At 64.9% G+C, this 17,140-nt stretch carries 18 protein-coding genes; 12 read left to right on the plus strand and 6 right to left on the minus strand.

Features of this window, described 5'->3' with window-relative positions; genetic code table 11:
• The first annotated feature begins 8 nt into the window (after positions 1–8).
• The 7 genes from ccoO (at position 9) to ccoS (ending at position 6,459) form a co-directional block, all read left to right on the plus strand.
• On the plus strand, positions 9–755 hold the full coding sequence (gene ccoO / locus E8L99_RS22900) for a cytochrome-c oxidase, cbb3-type subunit II (protein WP_137101729.1): 747 nt from the start codon (positions 9–11) through the stop codon (positions 753–755).
• A gap of 19 nt (positions 756–774) precedes the next feature.
• Positions 775–927: a cbb3-type cytochrome oxidase subunit 3 gene (locus E8L99_RS22905; RefSeq protein ID WP_137101730.1), complete on the plus strand. Its 153-nt coding sequence runs from the start codon at positions 775–777 to the stop codon at positions 925–927.
• A gap of 2 nt (positions 928–929) precedes the next feature.
• Positions 930–1,808 carry a cytochrome-c oxidase, cbb3-type subunit III gene (gene ccoP / locus E8L99_RS22910; RefSeq protein WP_137101731.1) on the plus strand — a complete coding sequence of 293 codons (879 nt, stop codon included), beginning with the start codon at positions 930–932 and terminating at the stop codon, positions 1,806–1,808.
• Positions 1,809–1,980: 172 nt separating this feature from the next.
• The gene (gene ccoG, locus E8L99_RS22915; RefSeq protein WP_137101732.1) at positions 1,981–3,444 is read left to right on the plus strand and encodes a cytochrome c oxidase accessory protein CcoG; all 1,464 of its coding nucleotides are present in this window, start codon (positions 1,981–1,983) and stop codon (positions 3,442–3,444) included.
• A gap of 16 nt (positions 3,445–3,460) precedes the next feature.
• A complete protein-coding gene (locus E8L99_RS22920) occupies positions 3,461–3,982 on the plus strand; it encodes a FixH family protein (RefSeq protein ID WP_168201808.1) in 522 nt (173 codons plus the stop codon).
• Entirely contained in the window at positions 3,979–6,237 is a 2,259-nt protein-coding gene (locus tag E8L99_RS22925) for a heavy metal translocating P-type ATPase (RefSeq protein ID WP_391527460.1), read from the plus strand. Before E8L99_RS22920 ends, E8L99_RS22925 begins: the two co-directional genes overlap by 4 nt.
• Positions 6,238–6,459 (plus strand): cbb3-type cytochrome oxidase assembly protein CcoS, encoded by a 222-nt coding sequence (ccoS, locus tag E8L99_RS22930; protein ID WP_137101734.1) that lies wholly within the window; start codon positions 6,238–6,240, stop codon positions 6,457–6,459.
• On the opposite strand, the gene E8L99_RS22935 is transcribed toward ccoS, so the two are convergent.
• The gene (locus E8L99_RS22935; RefSeq protein ID WP_137101735.1) at positions 6,396–6,872 is read right to left on the minus strand and encodes a hypothetical protein; all 477 of its coding nucleotides are present in this window, start codon (positions 6,870–6,872) and stop codon (positions 6,396–6,398) included. The two genes, ccoS and E8L99_RS22935, sit on opposite strands and share 64 nt — an antisense overlap.
• 142 nt (positions 6,873–7,014) lie before the next feature.
• Between E8L99_RS22935 and E8L99_RS22940 the strand changes: the two genes are divergently transcribed.
• The 5 genes from E8L99_RS22940 (at position 7,015) to E8L99_RS22960 (ending at position 12,156) form a co-directional block, all read left to right on the plus strand.
• On the plus strand, positions 7,015–7,743 hold the full coding sequence (locus tag E8L99_RS22940; protein WP_137101736.1) for a Crp/Fnr family transcriptional regulator: 729 nt from the start codon (positions 7,015–7,017) through the stop codon (positions 7,741–7,743).
• A gap of 501 nt (positions 7,744–8,244) precedes the next feature.
• Positions 8,245–9,006, plus strand: coding sequence for an SDR family NAD(P)-dependent oxidoreductase (locus tag E8L99_RS22945; protein ID WP_137101737.1), 762 nt, complete (start codon positions 8,245–8,247; stop codon positions 9,004–9,006).
• Positions 9,003–10,196: an acyl-CoA dehydrogenase family protein gene (locus tag E8L99_RS22950; RefSeq protein WP_137101738.1), complete on the plus strand. Its 1,194-nt coding sequence runs from the start codon at positions 9,003–9,005 to the stop codon at positions 10,194–10,196. Before E8L99_RS22945 ends, E8L99_RS22950 begins: the two co-directional genes overlap by 4 nt.
• 23 nt (positions 10,197–10,219) lie before the next feature.
• Positions 10,220–11,380, plus strand: a complete 1,161-nt coding sequence (locus E8L99_RS22955; protein WP_137101739.1) for an acetyl-CoA C-acetyltransferase — start codon at positions 10,220–10,222, stop codon at positions 11,378–11,380.
• 68 nt (positions 11,381–11,448) lie between these two features.
• On the plus strand, positions 11,449–12,156 hold the full coding sequence (locus E8L99_RS22960) for a transglutaminase-like domain-containing protein (RefSeq protein WP_168201809.1): 708 nt from the start codon (positions 11,449–11,451) through the stop codon (positions 12,154–12,156).
• 12 nt (positions 12,157–12,168) lie between these two features.
• Here E8L99_RS22960 and E8L99_RS22965 read toward each other — a convergent pair whose 3' ends face one another.
• The 5 genes from E8L99_RS22965 to E8L99_RS22985 form a co-directional block, all read right to left on the minus strand.
• Positions 12,169–12,813: a nitroreductase gene (locus E8L99_RS22965; protein ID WP_137102251.1), complete on the minus strand. Its 645-nt coding sequence runs from the start codon at positions 12,811–12,813 to the stop codon at positions 12,169–12,171.
• Positions 12,814–13,003: 190 nt separating this feature from the next.
• Positions 13,004–13,966 (minus strand): Bug family tripartite tricarboxylate transporter substrate binding protein, encoded by a 963-nt coding sequence (locus E8L99_RS22970; RefSeq protein ID WP_137101741.1) that lies wholly within the window; start codon positions 13,964–13,966, stop codon positions 13,004–13,006.
• An 82-nt stretch (positions 13,967–14,048) separates the two neighbouring features.
• The gene (locus E8L99_RS22975) at positions 14,049–15,104 is read right to left on the minus strand and encodes an Ldh family oxidoreductase (RefSeq protein WP_137101742.1); all 1,056 of its coding nucleotides are present in this window, start codon (positions 15,102–15,104) and stop codon (positions 14,049–14,051) included.
• A 2-nt stretch (positions 15,105–15,106) separates the two neighbouring features.
• On the minus strand, positions 15,107–15,988 hold the full coding sequence (locus E8L99_RS22980; RefSeq protein ID WP_137101743.1) for an alpha/beta hydrolase: 882 nt from the start codon (positions 15,986–15,988) through the stop codon (positions 15,107–15,109).
• 64 nt (positions 15,989–16,052) lie between these two features.
• Positions 16,053–16,955: a VOC family protein gene (locus E8L99_RS22985; protein WP_137101744.1), complete on the minus strand. Its 903-nt coding sequence runs from the start codon at positions 16,953–16,955 to the stop codon at positions 16,053–16,055.
• Between the last annotated feature and the right edge of the window lie 185 nt (positions 16,956–17,140).

Below are 17,140 nucleotides of genomic sequence, written 5' to 3' on the forward strand. Positions count from 1 at the left end.
AGGGAACTATGTCGCTCTGGAACAAACACGCCATCTTCGAGAAGAACTCGATCGTCCTTGTCCTCGGGATCATCGTGGTCGTCGCCATCGGCGGCCTGGTCGAGATCGCTCCCCTCTTCTATCTGAGGAGCACCATCGAGCGGGTCGAGGGCGTTCGCCCCTACACCCCGCTCGAACTGGCCGGCCGGGCGATCTACGTCCGCGAGGGCTGCTACAACTGCCACAGCCAGATGATCCGTCCGCTGCGCGACGAAGTGGAGCGCTACGGCCATTACTCGCTCGCGGCCGAGAGCATGTACGACAAGCCCTTCCAGTGGGGCTCCAAGCGCACAGGTCCGGACCTGGCGCGCGTCGGCGGCAAGTACTCCGACGAGTGGCATGTGGCGCATCTGTCGAACCCGCGTTCGATCGTGCCGCAGTCGATCATGCCGGGCTATCCCTTCCTGGCGACCGCTGAGGTGCGCCCCGAAACGGTCGCGGGCCATCTGCCCACGAACCGCGTCGGCGGCGTGCCCTACAGCGCCGACCAGATTGCCAAGGCGCTCGAGGACATGCGGACCCAGGTCAATCCTGAAAGCCCGAATGTCCAGGCCTTCCAGGCCCGCTATCCCGGCGCGACCGTCCGCAATTTCAGCGGCGGGACCAGTGCCGCGGCGGGCACGGTGAGCGAGATGGATGCCCTCGTGGCCTATCTCCAGGTGCTCGGGACGATGGTCGACTTCAAGACCTACGACGCCCGCGCCAACATCCGCTGAGTCAGGGGAGCAAAGCACGATGAGCACCTACACAAGCCTTGCGACCTTCGCCCAGACCATCGGACTTCTCTATTTCGTCGCGATGTTCCTCGGCATTGCCGCCTACGCGTTCTGGCCTCGCAACAAGACCCGTTTCGAGGACGCCGCCCACATCCCGCTGAGGGAGGAATGATCATGGCCGACCACAAACCCGAAATCGACGTCGCCACAGGCCGCTCGACCACCGGCCATGAATGGGACGGCATCAAGGAACTGAACTCGCCGCTGCCGAAATGGTGGGTCTACCTGTTCTACGCGACCATCGTCTGGTCGATCGGCTACTGGGTCGTGTACCCGGCCTGGCCGATGATCGCGAGCCACACCCGCGGCGTCATCGGCTATTCGTCCCGCATGGACGTCGCCGCCGATCTCGACGCGTTGCGGGCCCGCCGCACCCAGCGCGGTGCTGCCTTGGCGACCGCCCCGTTGGCCGACATCCAGCGCGATACCAACCTGCTCACCCTGGCTCTCGCCCAGGGCAAGGCCGCCTTCGGAGACAATTGCGCACCCTGCCATGGCCTCTCGGCCACCGGCTCGCGCGGCTATCCGAACCTCCGCGACGACGCATGGCTCTGGGGCGGCAAACTGGAGGACATCCACCAGACCATCCGCCACGGCATCCGCAATGCCGACGATCAGTCCCGTCAGGGGCCGATGCCGCCCTTCGGGGGCGCCGCCGGCATGCTGAAGCCGGCCGAGATCGTCCAGGTGGCGAACTTCGTCCGCACGCTCTCGGGCCAGGCGCCCCGCGCCGGTATCGATGTGGCCAAGGGCAAGGAGCTGTTCGCGGCCAATTGCACGGCCTGTCACGGAGATGAAGGCCGCGGAAACCGCGATCTCGGCGCGCCGAACCTGACCGGTCAGGTCTGGCTCTACGGCTCCGACGAGAAGACGATCATCGAGACCATCACCAATGGTCGCGGCGGTGTCATGCCGGGATGGGCCGGTCGCCTTGACGAGACGACAGTCAAGGCTCTGGCGATCTACGTTCACGCGCTCGGCGGCGGACAATAACGCAAGTCTCATCCGGGCAAGGAAGACTGGCGCGTACCGTGGCAGCGGTGCGCGCCTTTCTTTTTGGCCTGGCTGGGCAGCAGCCGTGGATTGAGACAGGTCAAGGCTGATGCCTCCTGGATGGCCGATGGTCCGACCCTGATCCTCCGCCATTTCCTCTAGGATTCCCCCGATGCGGGACGCTCCGAACCAATCGGCACCCTTCTCCGATCCGACCGAGGACGAGCCGCTCTACGAGAGCCGCCGCCAGATCTACCAGCAGAGCGTCTCCGGGCGACTCCGGACGATCAAATGGGCCGTCCTGTTCGTCTGCCTCGGCATCTACTATTTCCTGCCGTTCCTGCGTTGGTATCGCGGCCCCAACCTCCCGGACCAGGCGGTACTGGTCGATATCGCGCACAACCGCTTCTATTTCTTCTTCATCGAGATCTGGCCGCAGGAAATCTATTTCTTCACCGGCCTTCTGGTGCTCGCCGCCCTCATCCTGTTCCTGATGAACGCAGTCGCCGGCCGCGTCTGGTGCGGCTATCTGTGCCCGCAGACGGTCTGGACCGACCTGTTCATGACGGTGGAACGCTGGATCGAGGGTGAAAGGCGCGAACGCATCATCGCCGACAGCAAGCCGATGACGGCTGCCCTGTTCGCCCGCAAGACGCTGAAGCACTTCGTGTGGTTGATGATCGCCTGGTGGACTGGCGGCGCCTGGGTTCTCTACTTCGCCGACGCTCCGACCCTCGTGCGGGATCTCGCGACGCTACAGGCGCCCATGGTCGCCTATGTCTGGATCGGCATCCTCACCTTCACCACCTATGCCCTCGCCGGCCTGATGCGCGAGCAGGTCTGCCTCTACATGTGTCCCTGGCCGCGTATCCAGGCGGCACTGACGGACGAATATGCCCTGAACGTCACCTATCGCTATGATCGCGGCGAGCCCCGGATGTCAGTGAAGGCCGCCGCCAAGGCGCGCGAGTCGGCTGAGCCGGCAGGTGACTGCGTGGATTGCAAGCAATGCGTCGTCGTCTGCCCGACAGGCGTTGACATTCGCGACGGCTCGCAGCTCGGCTGCATCCAGTGCGGCCTTTGCATCGACGCGTGCAATTCCGTCATGTCCAAGGTCAATCGCCCGCTCGGCCTGATCGCCTATGACAACGAGGTCAACATTCACCGGCGTGCCGCCGGCGAGGAAGAGACCTATCCCGTGATCCGGCCTCGCACGCTGGTCTATGTCGGCCTGATCGCCGTCATCGGTGCCGTCATGCTCTACGGCCTGCTGACGCGAACCTTCACTGACCTCTCCGTTCTGCATGACCGCAATCCGCTCTTCGTGACGCTGTCAGACGGCTCCATCCGCAACAGCTATACCGTCCGCGTTTTGAACAAGCGGGCGCAGAACCGTCTCTTCGTGCTGGCCGTCGACGGGCCACCGCTGGCGACCGCCACGGCCGTCGGCGTCGCGCTCACCTCAGGCGACTGGCCAGTGATCGACATCGGTCCGGATGCGAGCCGTGAAGTGATCGTACACGTCACGGCGCCCCACGGCGCGCAGCTCCCGGCTTCCGGGCCTGTCACCTTCCGACTGACCGAGCTCGGTACCGGCGAACGGGTGAATGTCCGCGACCACTTCATTGCTCGATAGAACCAAGAGAAAAGCCATGGCCATCGCCTCCCCCGAGACGCCGCGTGAAGCCCGCCAGCCCCGCCCTCTGACAGGCCGCATGGTCTTCGCCATGTTCGTCGCCTTCTTCGGCGTCATCATTGCGGTCAATGGCACGATGATGACGCTTGCGATCGAGACCTTGCCCGGCACTGTCACCGACAGCTCCTACCGCTCCAGCCAGCGTTTCAACCAAAGCCTCGCAGAGGCTCGCGAGCGCGAAGCTCGCCGCTGGGCGGTCGACGCCAATGTCGCTCGTGATGGCTCTGGCACCGCTGCGGTGACGATCTCGCTCAGGGATGCCGAGGGCGCCCCCGTTGACCGGATCTCGGTTTCGGCCCGCCTGCTGCACCCGGTGACCCGCAGCAATGACCGCACATTCGATGTCGCGCGCACAGGCCCTGGCACCTATGTCGGCACGGCGGATCAGGCTCAGGCGGGAGCGCAGGATCTGGTCATTGAGGTCAAGCGCGAAGGCGAGACGATGTATCGTTCACGCAATCGAGTGCTCCTTCCATGACCATCGGCGTCACGATGGACCAAGTCGAAGCAAGTGCCCCCTCCCCGCCGACGCTTGCCGCCGTCGCGCCCGCCTCAGACCTGAGCATCTTCGTGCAGCCGCTTGGCGACGGCATCTCGCGCCTCGATCTCGCTGTCGACGGCATCACCTGCGCCGCCTGCATGCCGATCATCGAGACCGGGCTTGCCCGCGAAGCGGGCATCGTACAATCCCGAGTCAATCTGTCGAACCGCCGCCTCACCGTGGAATGGCGTGATGCGGAAACCAACCCGCAGCGGATCATCGACCGGCTCGCCAGGCTCGGCTTCCGCGCCTTCCCTTTCGACGCAGGTTCGGTCGAAACCGTCGAGGCGGGAGAGGCGCGCTTCATCCTCAAGTGCCTCGGCGTTGCCGGCTTCGCGATGATGAACATCATGCTGCTGTCGGTCTCGGTCTGGTCGGGCAACGTGACGGACATCACGCAGGAACAACGCGACTTCTTTCACTGGCTGTCGGCGCTCATAGCGGTGCCGGCCGTCGCCTATGCGGGCAGGCCGTTCTTCCGGTCGGCGCGCAGCGCCCTCGCGGCGCGCCAGCTCAACATGGATGTCCCGATCTCGCTCGGCGTGCTGCTGGCCGTCGGCATGTCGCTGGTCGAGACCGCGCAGCACGGCACCCACGCATACTTCGACAGCGCCGTCATGCTGCTCTTCTTCCTCTTGACCGGTCGCTACCTGGAGCAGCTGATGCGCCGCAAGACGCGCGCCGTTGCTGCCAATATCGCCGCACTGAAAGCCCATAGCGCGCTGAAGATCCTGGCCGATGGCACGCTTCGCCAGGTTCCCATCGCCGCGATCGTGGCCGGCGACCTTGTCCTGGTGCGCCCCGGGGAACGCGTCTCGGTCGACGGCGTCGTGACCGATGGCCATTCCGAGATCGATCAGAGCCTGATCACCGGCGAAACCGCGCCATTGCTGGCAGGGCCTGGCGATTCGGTCTTCGCCGGAACCCTCAACAGTTCGGGCACCCTGCGCGTCCGTGTGTCGGCCGCAGCGCGTGGCACGCTCCTGGACGAAGTGACCAACCTGCTCGACATCGCAGTCGAGTCGCGATCGGCCTATCGCCGCCTCGCCGACCGGGCCGCCCAGCTCTATTCGCCTGTCGTCCATGTCACGGCGCTTGCCACCTTCCTCGGCTGGCTGACCATCGGGCTCGCCTGGCAGCCGGCGCTGATCATTGCGATCACCGTGCTGATCATCACCTGCCCCTGCGCCCTCGGGCTCGCGATTCCCGCGGTGCAGGTCGTTGCTTCAGGGGCCCTGTTCAAGGCCAATGTCCTGCTCCAGTCCAGCGATGCCCTCGAGCGGCTGGCCGAGGTCGACACCATCATTTTCGACAAGACCGGCACGCTGACTCTGCCGGAGCCCGCCTTGCTTGGCGCAGCCCAGCTTGCGCCGGATATCCTGGAGCTGTCCGGCAGGCTGGCACTCGGCTCGCATCATCCCCTGGCAAAGGCGCTTGCGCTTGCGTCGAAGGCCGAGCTGCCCTTGGACGGCCTGATCGAAGAGCCGGGGCGTGGCGTCCGTGCCCTCATCGACGGCATTGAGGCCCGTCTCGGCAGTGCGACGTTCTGCGACACCGAGGCTGAGGCGGCAGACCTCGCCCGGCAATTCCCCGACGCATCGACCATCTCGTTCGCACATGGCGAACGCCGCCACGTCTTCGGATTGCGCCAATCGCTAAGGCCGGATGCTGTCGAGACAGTCGCAGCGCTCCGCAGGGCTGGCTTCGCCATCGAAATCCTGTCCGGCGATCGCAACGATGCCGTTGCGCCGATTGCCGAAATCCTCGGGATCGAACGCTCTGCCGGAGGGTTGAAGCCGGCGGAGAAGATCGCGCGGATCGAGACACTGAAAGCCCAGGGCCGAAAAGTCCTGATGGTCGGCGACGGGTTGAACGATGCGCCAGCCCTGGCGGGTGCCCACGTTTCCATCTCGCCGATCACGGCTGTTCATCTGGCCCAGGCCGCAGCCGACGCCGTCTTCCTCGGCGACCGGCTGGCCCCTGTCGCGGAGGCTCTGGCCATTGCGCGCAAGGCACGCCGCCTCATGGTCGGGAACCTCTGGCTTGCCGTTGCCTACAACGCGATCGCCGTACCGATTGCCATCCTCGGCTTCGTCACTCCTCTGATCGCCGCGCTCGCCATGTCCGGTTCGTCGGTCATTGTCACCGCCAACGCGCTTCGGGCGCGGCAAGCTGCACTGGAGGAGGTGTGAATGGACGTCCTGATCTTTCTCGTCCCGCTCGCTCTCGGCCTTGGGGGCCTCGGGCTCGCCGGCTTCCTGTGGTCCCTCAACAGCAATCAGTACGATGATCTGGAGGGCGCAGCCTGGCGCGCCATCATGGACGACGACACGATCCCGCCCTCGGCCCGTCAGGAGGCGCAGGTCAGCGGTTCGACCGCTTTGACAAAGCCGAGTGATTCCGGCCTGAAGTGATGGGATGCCAGGTCGTGATCGACCTGCGCCCATGAGGCGATGCGACGATCGGATATCCGGGCTCCGGTATCTTCGACAAGAATATGGCCGCAGCCCTCGCGGCGGGCGAGGTTGTCGACGTAATCCAGCAACACGTCGTGCGCGGTGCTCGCCGGCAGCTCCGCTTTCGAAAGATAGGATATCTCAAGCCTGCGGCCCGACCGCGGATCGGGAGCGATCCGGTAGAGGCATGCGGCGTGGGAATAGCCGCGCTGGTCGCTGACGACGATGCAGCCGGCGATCTTCCGCCTGCCGACGCCCAGCCGCACGAGATGGTCACGCCAGGCCGAGACCTCGATCTCGGGGTAGCAGAGGCGAACCAGCCCAAAGACGGCCATGGCTTCGTTCGCGTCGATGATGCGGGCGGTAAACATCGGGGATGCGGCTTCGCCATAATGCAAGGGTCAACTAAAGGATGGGATCGACCTCGCATGCCGTCCTTGTCATAGATCAAGCGGGTGGCCTTGCGCTGCCACTAGTATATTTCCAACCTCGTTCCCCAGCAGGGTCACTGCCATGACCGACATCGCCCTGGCGTCACCGCATTGCGCCCATCACGGCACCGGCAGCTATTGCGAAACGTGCAAAGTTCGCTCGCTGGCTGTCTGCGCGGCTCTGGACGAAGGCGAATTGAGCGAACTCGACGCGATCGTCCATCACGTCGACATCGCCGGAAAATCCACCTTCATCCATCAGGGCGACGAGGCTGAGTCCGTCTTCTCGGTGACCGAGGGTGTCGTCAGGCTCTACAAATTGCTGTCTGACGGGCGCCGTCAGATTATCGGGTTCGCCATGCCTGGCGACTTTCTGGGGCTGGCCTTGCAGAACCGCTATGGCTTCTCCGCCGATGCGGTCGACAATGTCGTGCTGTGCCGGTTTGATCGGCGCGACTTTGACCGATTGGTCAGCGCAAAGCCGCATTTCCTCAAGCGGCTGCACGAATTCGCCACCCATGAACTGGTCATCGCGCAGGAGCAGATGACGCTGATCGGTCGCCGCTCGGCCGAAGAACGGGTAGCAGCGTTCCTGGTCGCCATGCGCGAGCGCTGGACAAGGATTCGCGGCCCGTCAGTGACAATCCAGCTGCCCATGCAGCGCATCGATATGGCCGACTATCTTGGCCTCACAATCGAGACCGTGAGCCGGACACTGACCAAGCTCGCCCGTGACCGGGTGATCCTGATCGTGCCCGACGCCGTCCGCATTCTCGACGAAGCCCGCCTTCTCGGCATCGCCCGGGCCTGATCTCACCTGCCATCATTGGTAGTCTGGAGCCGCCTCCCGGCGCCCGGACACCTGTCCTGTTTTGCAGGCGGAAAGCCCGTAAAGCAGCCTTAGACGCGACCAGTTGATTGGGATCAATGCGGCAAGGAGGGCCTCGGGCGAAGGTCATCTGGTCATCGCATCGGGCTCCAACGATTCGGGGGAACGGTGGTGCCCGGGTTCCGGACAACTGCCGCAAGGCAGCGGTCCGGGACCGCGATGACCCTTCTTCCCCACGTCCGCAGGCACAGCCCGCGTTTCTCCATCAATCCCGGAAACAGCACATTGCCTGCAGCGGCATGCCGCCCCAAGGCGCAGCTGAACGCTTTCAAGTGATCGGCACTCATCGGCCTCCTCCCCATCGGCCAAGTGTCGGATTGACGGGCTCCAAGGCGATCACTACCCCTAAGTCGTTGTTTTTCAGTGGCGTTTCAGCGCCGCGGATCGGTTGCCTCCAACCACGCCGACAAGGGAAATCCGAGCATGAACGCCCATGGACTTGCCGCAATCGTGACCGGAGGCGCCTCCGGTCTTGGTGGCGCCACCGCATCCCGGCTGGCCAAGGCCGGCGCGAAGGTCACGATCTTTGACCTCAACGAGGCCCTGGGCGTCGAGAAGGCCAAGGAGATCGGCGGCCATTTCGTGAAGGTCAACGTGACCGACGAGGCCGCCGTCGATGCAGCCCTCGCCGAGGCCGAGGGCCTGCACGGCAAGGCCCGCATCTGCGTCAACTGCGCCGGCATCGGCCCGCCCGCCAAGGTGATCGCCCGCGACGGCTCGGCTCTCCCGCTGGCAGACTTCAACAAGATCATCCAGGTCAACCTGATCGGCACGTTCAACGTGCTGTCCAAGTTTGCTGCCCGCCTTCACACCGCCGACCCGATCGGCGAGGAGCGCGGCGTGATCGTCAACACGGCCTCGGTGGCCGCCTTCGACGGCCAGATCGGGCAGCCAGCCTACGCAGCTTCGAAGGGCGGCATCGTCGGCATGACCCTGCCGATCGCCCGCGAACTCGCCCGCTACGGCATCCGGGTGGTCACCATCGCGCCCGGCCTGTTCCTCACGCCCCTGATGGGATCACTGCCCAAGGAAGCCCAGGATTCGCTCGGCGCTCAGGTGCCCTTCCCGTCCCGCCTCGGCCACCCAGACGAATATGCCCACATGGTCGAAGCCATCGTCACCAATCCGATGCTCAACGGCGAAACCATCCGCCTTGATGGCGCAATCCGCATGACACCGAAATGAGGGCTTCGCATCACGAGCCAGCAGGTCCCTCAGAACGCGCGAAGGACATTGCTGCGAGGGTCGAAGCCTTTGTGCGCGACGTCATCGTGCCTTACGAGCGCGACCCGCGCTGCGGTTCCCATGGACCGTCCGAGGACCTCGTCCATGAAATGCGCGCCAAGGCGCGCGCGGCCGGCGTACTGACGCCGCATATCCTCGCCGGTGGCGATCATCTCACCCAGGTCGAGACGGCTTATGTGCTCCGCCATAGCGGTCTGTCGCCGCTCGGCCCGGTCGCGGTCAACACCGCCGCGCCTGACGAAGGCAACATGTACCTCCTCGGCAAGGTCGGCAGCGATGCCCAGAAGGAGCGCTTCCTGAAGCAATTGGTCGAGGGGCGCGCGCGCTCGGCGTTCTTTATGACCGAACCGGCGACCGATGGCGGCGCAGGGTCCGATCCCTCCATGATGAAGACGGTCTGCCGGCTCGACGGCAACCATTGGGTGATCAACGGCAAGAAGACCTTCATTACCGGCGCCGAAGGCGCCAAGGTCGGCATCGTCATGGCGAAGTCCGATGACGGCGCCTGCATGTTCCTCGTCGATCTGCCCGATCCGGCAATCCGCATCGACCGTGTCCTGAACACGATCGACAGTTCGATGCCCGGCGGCCACGCCGAAATCACCATCGACAACCTGCGCGTCCCCGCCGACCAGATGCTGGGCAACAGCGGCGAGGGCTTCAAATATGCCCAGATCCGACTGTCGCCCGCTCGTCTCTCGCATTGCATGCGCTGGCTTGGCGCCTGCACGCGGGCCAACGAGATCGCCACCGACTATGCCTGCCGCCGCGAGGCCTTCGGCCGGCTGCTGGTCGACCATGAGGGCGTCGGCTTCATGCTGGCCGAAAACCTGATCGACCTGAAACAGGCCGAACTGATGATCGACTGGTGCGCCAGCATCCTCGATTCCGGTTCGCTCGGCACTGCCGAGAGCTCCATGGCCAAGGTCGCCGTTTCGGAAGCGCTGATGCGCATTGCCGACCGCTGCGTCCAGGTGATGGGCGGCATGGGTGTCTCGGGCGACACGATCGTCGAACAAGTGTTCCGCGAAGTGCGGGCCTTCCGCATCTATGACGGCCCGACCGAAGTGCACAAATGGTCACTGGCCAAGAAGATCAAACGCGACTGGAAGAACGCAAGACCGGTCTGAACGGTCGAACAGGGAGAGTTCCGATGGCTGAAGCCTATATCGTCGATGCTGTCAGGACGGCTGGTGGCCGCCGTGGCGGCAAGCTTGCCGGCTGGCACCCGGCCAATCTCGGCGCCGAGGTGCTGAACGGCCTTCTCGACCGCACCGGCATCGATCCCGCAGCCATCGAGGACGTGATCGTCGGCTGCGTCACCCAGGGTGGCGAGCAGGCCTTCCATGTCGGTCGCAATATCGTGCTCGCATCGAAGCTGCCGCAGAGCGTGCCGGCCGTCACCATCGACCGCCAGTGCGGCTCCTCGCAGCAAGCGATCCAGTTTGCCGCTCAGGCCGTGATGTCCGGCACCCAGGACATCGTCATTGCCGCCGGCATCGAGAGCATGACCCGCGTGCCGATGGGCACCAATGTTTCGCTCTATGCCAAGGCCGGCATCGGCGAGGGCCCCTTCTCCCAGCGCATTCAGCAGCGCTTCGGCGTCCAGGGCTTCAGCCAGTTTACCGGCGCCGAGATGATCGCGAAGAAATACGGTTTCACCCGCGACGAGCTTGACGCCTTCGCACTGGAAAGCCACCGCCGCGCGGCCGCCGCAACCCACGCCAAGGCCTTCGCCAACGAGATTGTCGGCGTGGATGTCGACGGCCACATGCACCTCAGTGACGAGGGCATCCGCTATGACGCCACGATGGAGAGCATCGGCTCGGTCAAGACCCTGGTCGAGGGTGGCGTGATCACCGCTGCCAATGCCAGCCAGATCTGCGACGGCGCATCCGGCGTGCTGATCGCCAATGAGAAGGCCGTGCGCGAACACGGACTGAAGCCGCTCGCCCGCATCCACAACCTGACAGTGACCGCCGGCGATCCCGTGATCATGCTGGAAGAACCGCTGCCGGCCACCGACCGGGCGCTGAAGCGCGCCGGCATGAGCATCAACGACATCGATCTCTTCGAGGTGAACGAGGCCTTCGCGCCCGTGCCGCTCGCCTGGCTCCGCCATACCGGCGCCGACCCAGCGCGCCTCAACGTCAATGGTGGTGCGATCGCACTCGGCCATCCGCTGGGCGCGAGCGGCGCCAAACTGATGGCGACCCTCGTCCATGCCCTGCGGGCGCGCGGCAAGCGCTATGGCCTGCAGACCATGTGCGAAGGCGGCGGCATCGCCAATGTGACGATCGTCGAGGCGCTCTGACGTCTCCCATGCCAGGGCGGCGCAGTCTCGCGCCGCCGGTCACCATCGCCCAGGCGAGGAACCCGGACATGCTCCACATCCCCGCGGGCGAAGACCTCGGCATGTCACCGGACTACCTCTCGCCCGGGCGCTTCATCGATTCCGATCATCCGAGCATTCGCGCCTTCGCGGTGGAGGCCATCGGCCAGGCGACCACCGACCGCGACAAGGCCGTCGCGCTGTTCTATCGCGTCCGCGACGGCTGGCGGTATGACCCCTTCGACCTGAAGCTGACCCACGCACACCACACCGCGAGCCAGGTGCTGCAGGCCAACCACGGCTATTGCATCACCAAGGCCGTGCTGCTGGCTGCCCTCGCCCGCGCGGTTGGCATTCCCTCGGCCATCGGCCTCGCCGATGTCACCAACCACCTGTCCTCGGAAAAGCTCACCCGGCAGATGGGCGGCAGCAACCTGTTCGTCGATCATGGCTTTGCGCTGATGCGCATCGACGGCCAATGGGTGAAGGCGGCACCTGCCTTCAACATCGAACTGTGCAACCGCTTCGGCGTCGCACCGACCGAATTCGATGGCACAAGCGACGCCATCCTGCAGGAATTCGACGCTGGCGGCCGCAAGCACATGGAATATGTCCGCCATCACGGATCGTGGGCCGACCTGCCCTTCGACAAGATCGAACGCGACTTCCACGCCGCCTATCCGGACAGCCCGCTGATCGCCGACGCCTATTCGGCGGCCGAAACCCGCGCGGGTGCCGGCGACCCGTTCAACGGCTGAGCCACACGATCGTCAGTCCACGAAGTGGACGACCTCGTCCAGGCTCGCCCGCGCTGTCCGATAGCCGTTGACGGGCGCAGCCTCGTCGGCGAGGCCAAAAGCAATGCCGCAGACCACCCTGCGGTCATCGGCGATGCCGAAATGGGCGCGGATTGCATCCGAATAGACCGCGAGCGCAGCCTGCGCGATCGTCGCCACGCCCAGCGCACGGGCGGCCGTCATGAAATTCGAGACATAGGCGCCGCAATCGACGGCACCATAGGGACCCAGAGGCTCGTCGGCGGTGATGATCGCCGCATGCGGCGCGTCGAACAGCTCGTAATTGCGCAGACTCTGGCGCGCATAGGCCGCCTTGTCGCCGCGTACCACGCCGACTGCATCATAGAGCTGGAAACCGCAGGCCCGGCGCCGCTCCAGCGCGGCACCTCGATATTCCCGCGGGAACGGAAAGTCGCTAGCCGGCGGATCAGACCGCGAGGCCTTCTCAACCATCATCGCCCTGAAGCGCTCGACAGCTGGCCCACTGGCGATCACCACCTGCCAGGGCTGGGTGTTGTTCCAGGAGGCGGTCTTCTGCGCCACGCGCAGGATCGTCTCGATGGTCGGACGTGGCAGCGGCTCGGGCAGGAAGGCGCGGCAGCTGTGCCGCGCGGTCATGAGCCGATCAAGGACATCCAGATCTGTCTCGCGTGTCGAGGGCTGGTCCATGCTCTGATGATCTCGATTGATATGGCCCAACGCGTCGGGCCGACGGGCGCGAAGCCTCGCGGCCTATGCCCGTCTTGGCAATATCCCTCATTCGGCATCTAGCCAGCCACCGTCCGGAACGGCGAGCGGCAAGAGACGACTATTGCGCGACCATTCCCGCCTTGGCAGCAACGTCCTTCCAGAGTGCAATCTGTGCAGTGACCTTCCGCGTCATTTCCTCGGGCGTGCTGGCGCTCGGATAGCCGCCGAGCGAGGCAAGTCGCGCACGGACTTCCGTTGAATCAACAGCCTGCCGGATGGCCGCATTCAGACGGTCGAGCACCGGGCGCGGAATGTTCTGGGGGGCGGCGAAGCCGATCCAGGCCATCATTTCAAGGCCCGGCGAAACGCTCTCCGACAGTGTTGGTACGGCAGGGGTCGTTGCCCAACGGCGGGGCCCGGTCACGGCCAAGGCCCGCAGCTTGCCATCCTCGATGGACGACAGGACGGCGGCTCCAGGCGCGATGATGAAGTCGACGCTGCTGCCGAGCACTCCGGTGATCGCCCCTGAATCGCCGCGGTAGGGAACATGGACGAACTTCACGCCAAGCGTGCTCGACATCAATTCAAGGCCCATGTGGTGGCCGGTCCCCACACCGGCCGTTCCTGCGGTCAAGGTCCCCGGCTTGGCGCGCGCCTCCGCGACGAGATCCTGAATGGTCCGGAACCGGGAGGCTTCATTGACGACGATGAAGAAGGGGAAGTCCGTCACCATCGACAGGAACTGGAAGTCAGCCACCGGGTCGAAGTTCTGCGCCCGGATCAGGGCCGGCGAAATGGCGTGGGCTGTGGTCAGCAGGACGATCGTGTATCCGTCCGCGTCCGCCCGCGCGGTCGCCTGCGAGGCGATATTGCCGCCAGCGCCGGGACGCGGCTCGACGATGAGGCTCTGCCCCAGGATCTTCCGCATCTCCTCGGCCATGATCCGCGCGACGATGTCGGCATTGCCTCCCGCGGCAAAGCCGTGGAGCACCCGGATCGGGCGATTGGGAAAGTCATTGGCCGCAACGGGCGAGGCCAGCGCGCAGAGACCCGCCAGCAGGGCCACCAGGATCTTCGACATTGTTTCCTCCGAGGTCTGTTCTTGTTGTTCGTGGCATTCGCGACCTGCGTTGGGCAGATCGGGGCAAGAGACTGACGCTCGCTCAAGCCAGTTCGGCAGGCACTGCGGCTCCCAATGTGTTGGCAAGCGTCACGAGACGCGACGCAGTTCCGGCGGCCAAAGGAATGCCGGCGGCAAGGCGCCTGCGGCGCTCGCCATCACCGCGCTCACCGGGCAGCAGGACGGCTTCCGTCCCGGCCGCCGCCGGCAACGCCTTGATGGCGGCCGTGAGTTCGCTCACGCCCTTGGCAAACTGAGCCTCGGCTCCGAAGGCCGTCGGATCGAGCGCGACGACCACGCCATTCCCGCCGGGCTCCTTCGCTCCATTCAACGCAGCCGCGATCAAGGGATTGCCGACGAGAACGCTGGAGAGAACCTCGATCATCAGGGACAGGCCGGTCCCTTTCGGTCCGGCCATTGGCAGGACCGCTTTCACCTGCGCGGGATCGGTCGTTTCTCGTCCCTCGGCATCCACGGCCCAGCCGAGTGGGATCATTCGGCCAGCATCCTTGGCAGCCGTGATCTTGCCGGCGGCAACAGCCGCGGTCGACATGTCGAAGACGAGCGGATGGCTGGGATCGGCCGTTGGTGTTGCGATCGCCAGCGGATTGGTGGAGACGCCCTCGGCCTGAGACCCATGGTAGATCATCAACGGCTTCGACGCCGTCATCACCATGGCGACAAGGCCGCCGAGCGCGATCTTTTCTGCATAGAATCCGATCGCGCCGGCATGTGTGATGCGCTTGACGACGCACCAGCCGACACCATGATCACGGGCCTGCCCCATGGCCGCTTCTGTCGCGACATTCATCGCCACCGCGCCAGGGGCCTGGTCGGCATCCAGAACCGAGACGGCTCCGCGCCCGGCGACCTGCCGGACCTGCGCCTTCGGGTTGATCAGACCAAGCCCGACCATCTCGACATAGCGTGGAATGCGCAACACGCCGTGGGACTCCACGCCTCGCAGATTGGCCCAGACCAGCATGGCTGCTGTCTCGGCCGCATGATCCGGCGCAAAACCGCCAGCCGCCAGAAGATCGGCGGCGAACCGCTCCAGCGCATCAGCTGCAATTCGGCGCTGTCCACCGGGCGCTGCCATCATCAGGCTCCCAGCGGGCTCGGCAGATATTTATCGAGCCAGCCCTTGAGGATGGACTTGGTGCGCGGCGCATCCTGCGGCGACAGCGGGAAATGCGACGTACCGGTCACGAGCAACAATTCAGCCGGCTGGCCGGCCTTCTCGTACATGCGGATCGACTGCTCGGTCGGCGTGATCGTGTCGTTCGCGGTGTGGAAGAACAGGATGGGCCGGGGCGAGATGTCTGCGACAACGTCGTCGGCGCGGAAGTTGTACATGCTCCACGCGGTCTCGACCGGAATTTCCATGATCGCTTTGGGCGACAGATTCTTCCGCAGATGTTCGGGGATCGGGACCGCGTCGAAGCGCGAGATCCACATGCTCTGGCCGGTCTCGCGCTTGTGGCGCCGGCCCTGCTCCAGCAGGCCGGTGAATTTCGCCCAGGCCTCGGGCGTCGGGTGCTGGCCGCGGAACTTGCGCTCGCCGTCGCCCCAGCCGCAGGACGAGATGACACAGGCAAAGCGGCTGTCGATACCGGCGGCGTAGACGGCCACTGCAGCACCGAAACTGTGCCCCAGCACACCGATCCGTGCGGGATCAACCTCCTCGCGCGCCTGCAGAAAGGTCAGCGCGTTCTTGGCATCGGCGACCTGATCGAAACATCTGACCTGAGCGCGCTCGCCCTCGCTTTCGCCGCAGCAGCGGAAATCGAAACGCAGCGCGACATAGCCCATCTCTTCGAGCATACGCGCCTGGATCTCGGCATGGGATTCGTCCTTCGAACCGACGAAACCGTGCAGGACGATGAAGGCCGGCAGCCGCTGTCCGGCCTTGCGGCCTTCCGGAACGTGAAGCACGGCGGACAGCTTCAGGCCATCCGAGTGGAACGTGAGCTTTTCTTCCATGGCGAAATCCTCAGATGGGGCCTCATGGGCGCCCGGGAACTGGCGTGACCGTTTGGCGGCCGGCTCAGGCAACCGCTGCGAAGGGGAAATAGAACTCGCGCCATTCGGGCGGCGCGGGCGTTCCCCAGACATTCATGACGCGCACATTGCCGGGGCGGGCGAGATTGGTGATGACATTCGGCTCGAAATTGGCGTCATCGGCGACCAGCGCCATACCACTGGAACATTCCATCATCGCGCCGGCCGGATCGACGTAATAGGAATAGAGATTGTCGCCCGGACGATGGCGGCCGGGCCCCCAGAGCAGCTGCTTGTCGAAACGATCGAGCGTGTCACCAAGCCGGATGAACTGGCTGGTGTCCAGGAACTCGAAAGACACGTGGTGGAGGCCGACCTTGCCCTTCACCAGGCCAAGGATGTGGTGCTGGCGGTTGCCGCCGTACATCCAGCTGAGGCTGTCATTGGCCATCCGCTCGGACAGGCGAAGCCCGCCGATCGCTTCAAGCTGGGCGCGGGTTGCATTCGGGTCGGGCGTCAACAGGTTGATGTGATCCATCCGGTTCGCACCGACGCCATAGGTCGCATTGCGCCGCGAATAGATGCTGTCCCGGATCGGTGTGTGGATCTCGAAACGGAGCCCCTCCGGCGTGATGAAGGTGAAGCCGGCCGCCATGCAGTCGAGGCTAGGCTCACGGCTCACGACCTTGCAATTGACCGATGCAACGCGCGCCTCCGCGGCGCGGACATCGTCGGTGGTCAAGGCCTCCAGGCCGATCGTGTGGGCAGAGTTCTCGTCGGCATGGACGAGGACAAGTTCGGCGGCTCGTCCATTGGAGCTCAGCCAGGTCTGCCCGCTCCCCTCACGCGTCACCCGCAGGCCGAGGATCTGGGTCGCCTCGGTGACCACCGCATCGGCGACATTGGTATTGATCTTCATGTGCCCGATCGCATGAACCAGATGGGTCATGGCAGCGTCTCCCCCATATTTGTTGGCTGAGTCCTAGCTCACGCCCCGCCGCCAATCAATCCATTTTCGACTGAAGCATCGATTTTCGAAAATACGGACAATGGTGGCGGGCGATGGAAGCTCCGCCTCAATCTCCCCAGGCGAACGCCTTACCAGCGTACAACTCCTGACCTTTCACAGTCTGC

It is taken from the genome of Phreatobacter aquaticus (genome assembly GCF_005160265.1).
Lineage (GTDB): Bacteria > Pseudomonadota > Alphaproteobacteria > Rhizobiales > Phreatobacteraceae > Phreatobacter > Phreatobacter aquaticus.

What these genes read in the sequence shown, in the direction of transcription:
- E8L99_RS22935 (WP_137101735.1), bottom strand. Translation starts at nt 6,872, where the DNA reads ATGTTTACCGCCCGCATCATCGACGCGAACGAAGCCATGGCCGTCTTT.
- E8L99_RS22950 (WP_137101738.1), top strand. Translation starts at nt 9,003, where the DNA reads ATGAGGGCTTCGCATCACGAGCCAGCAGGTCCCTCAGAACGCGCGAAG.
- ccoG (WP_137101732.1), top strand. Translation starts at nt 1,981, where the DNA reads ATGCGGGACGCTCCGAACCAATCGGCACCCTTCTCCGATCCGACCGAG.
- E8L99_RS22920 (WP_168201808.1), top strand. Translation starts at nt 3,461, where the DNA reads ATGGCCATCGCCTCCCCCGAGACGCCGCGTGAAGCCCGCCAGCCCCGC.
- E8L99_RS22975 (WP_137101742.1), bottom strand. Translation starts at nt 15,104, where the DNA reads ATGGCAGCGCCCGGTGGACAGCGCCGAATTGCAGCTGATGCGCTGGAG.
- E8L99_RS22945 (WP_137101737.1), top strand. Translation starts at nt 8,245, where the DNA reads ATGAACGCCCATGGACTTGCCGCAATCGTGACCGGAGGCGCCTCCGGT.
- E8L99_RS22925 (WP_391527460.1), top strand. Translation starts at nt 3,979, where the DNA reads ATGACCATCGGCGTCACGATGGACCAAGTCGAAGCAAGTGCCCCCTCC.
- E8L99_RS22960 (WP_168201809.1), top strand. Translation starts at nt 11,449, where the DNA reads ATGCTCCACATCCCCGCGGGCGAAGACCTCGGCATGTCACCGGACTAC.
- E8L99_RS22980 (WP_137101743.1), bottom strand. Translation starts at nt 15,988, where the DNA reads ATGGAAGAAAAGCTCACGTTCCACTCGGATGGCCTGAAGCTGTCCGCC.
- E8L99_RS22940 (WP_137101736.1), top strand. Translation starts at nt 7,015, where the DNA reads ATGACCGACATCGCCCTGGCGTCACCGCATTGCGCCCATCACGGCACC.
- ccoS (WP_137101734.1), top strand. Translation starts at nt 6,238, where the DNA reads ATGGACGTCCTGATCTTTCTCGTCCCGCTCGCTCTCGGCCTTGGGGGC.
- E8L99_RS22905 (WP_137101730.1), top strand. Translation starts at nt 775, where the DNA reads ATGAGCACCTACACAAGCCTTGCGACCTTCGCCCAGACCATCGGACTT.
- ccoO (WP_137101729.1), top strand. Translation starts at nt 9, where the DNA reads ATGTCGCTCTGGAACAAACACGCCATCTTCGAGAAGAACTCGATCGTC.
- E8L99_RS22985 (WP_137101744.1), bottom strand. Translation starts at nt 16,955, where the DNA reads ATGACCCATCTGGTTCATGCGATCGGGCACATGAAGATCAATACCAAT.
- E8L99_RS22970 (WP_137101741.1), bottom strand. Translation starts at nt 13,966, where the DNA reads ATGTCGAAGATCCTGGTGGCCCTGCTGGCGGGTCTCTGCGCGCTGGCC.
- ccoP (WP_137101731.1), top strand. Translation starts at nt 930, where the DNA reads ATGGCCGACCACAAACCCGAAATCGACGTCGCCACAGGCCGCTCGACC.
- E8L99_RS22965 (WP_137102251.1), bottom strand. Translation starts at nt 12,813, where the DNA reads ATGACCGCGCGGCACAGCTGCCGCGCCTTCCTGCCCGAGCCGCTGCCA.
- E8L99_RS22955 (WP_137101739.1), top strand. Translation starts at nt 10,220, where the DNA reads ATGGCTGAAGCCTATATCGTCGATGCTGTCAGGACGGCTGGTGGCCGC.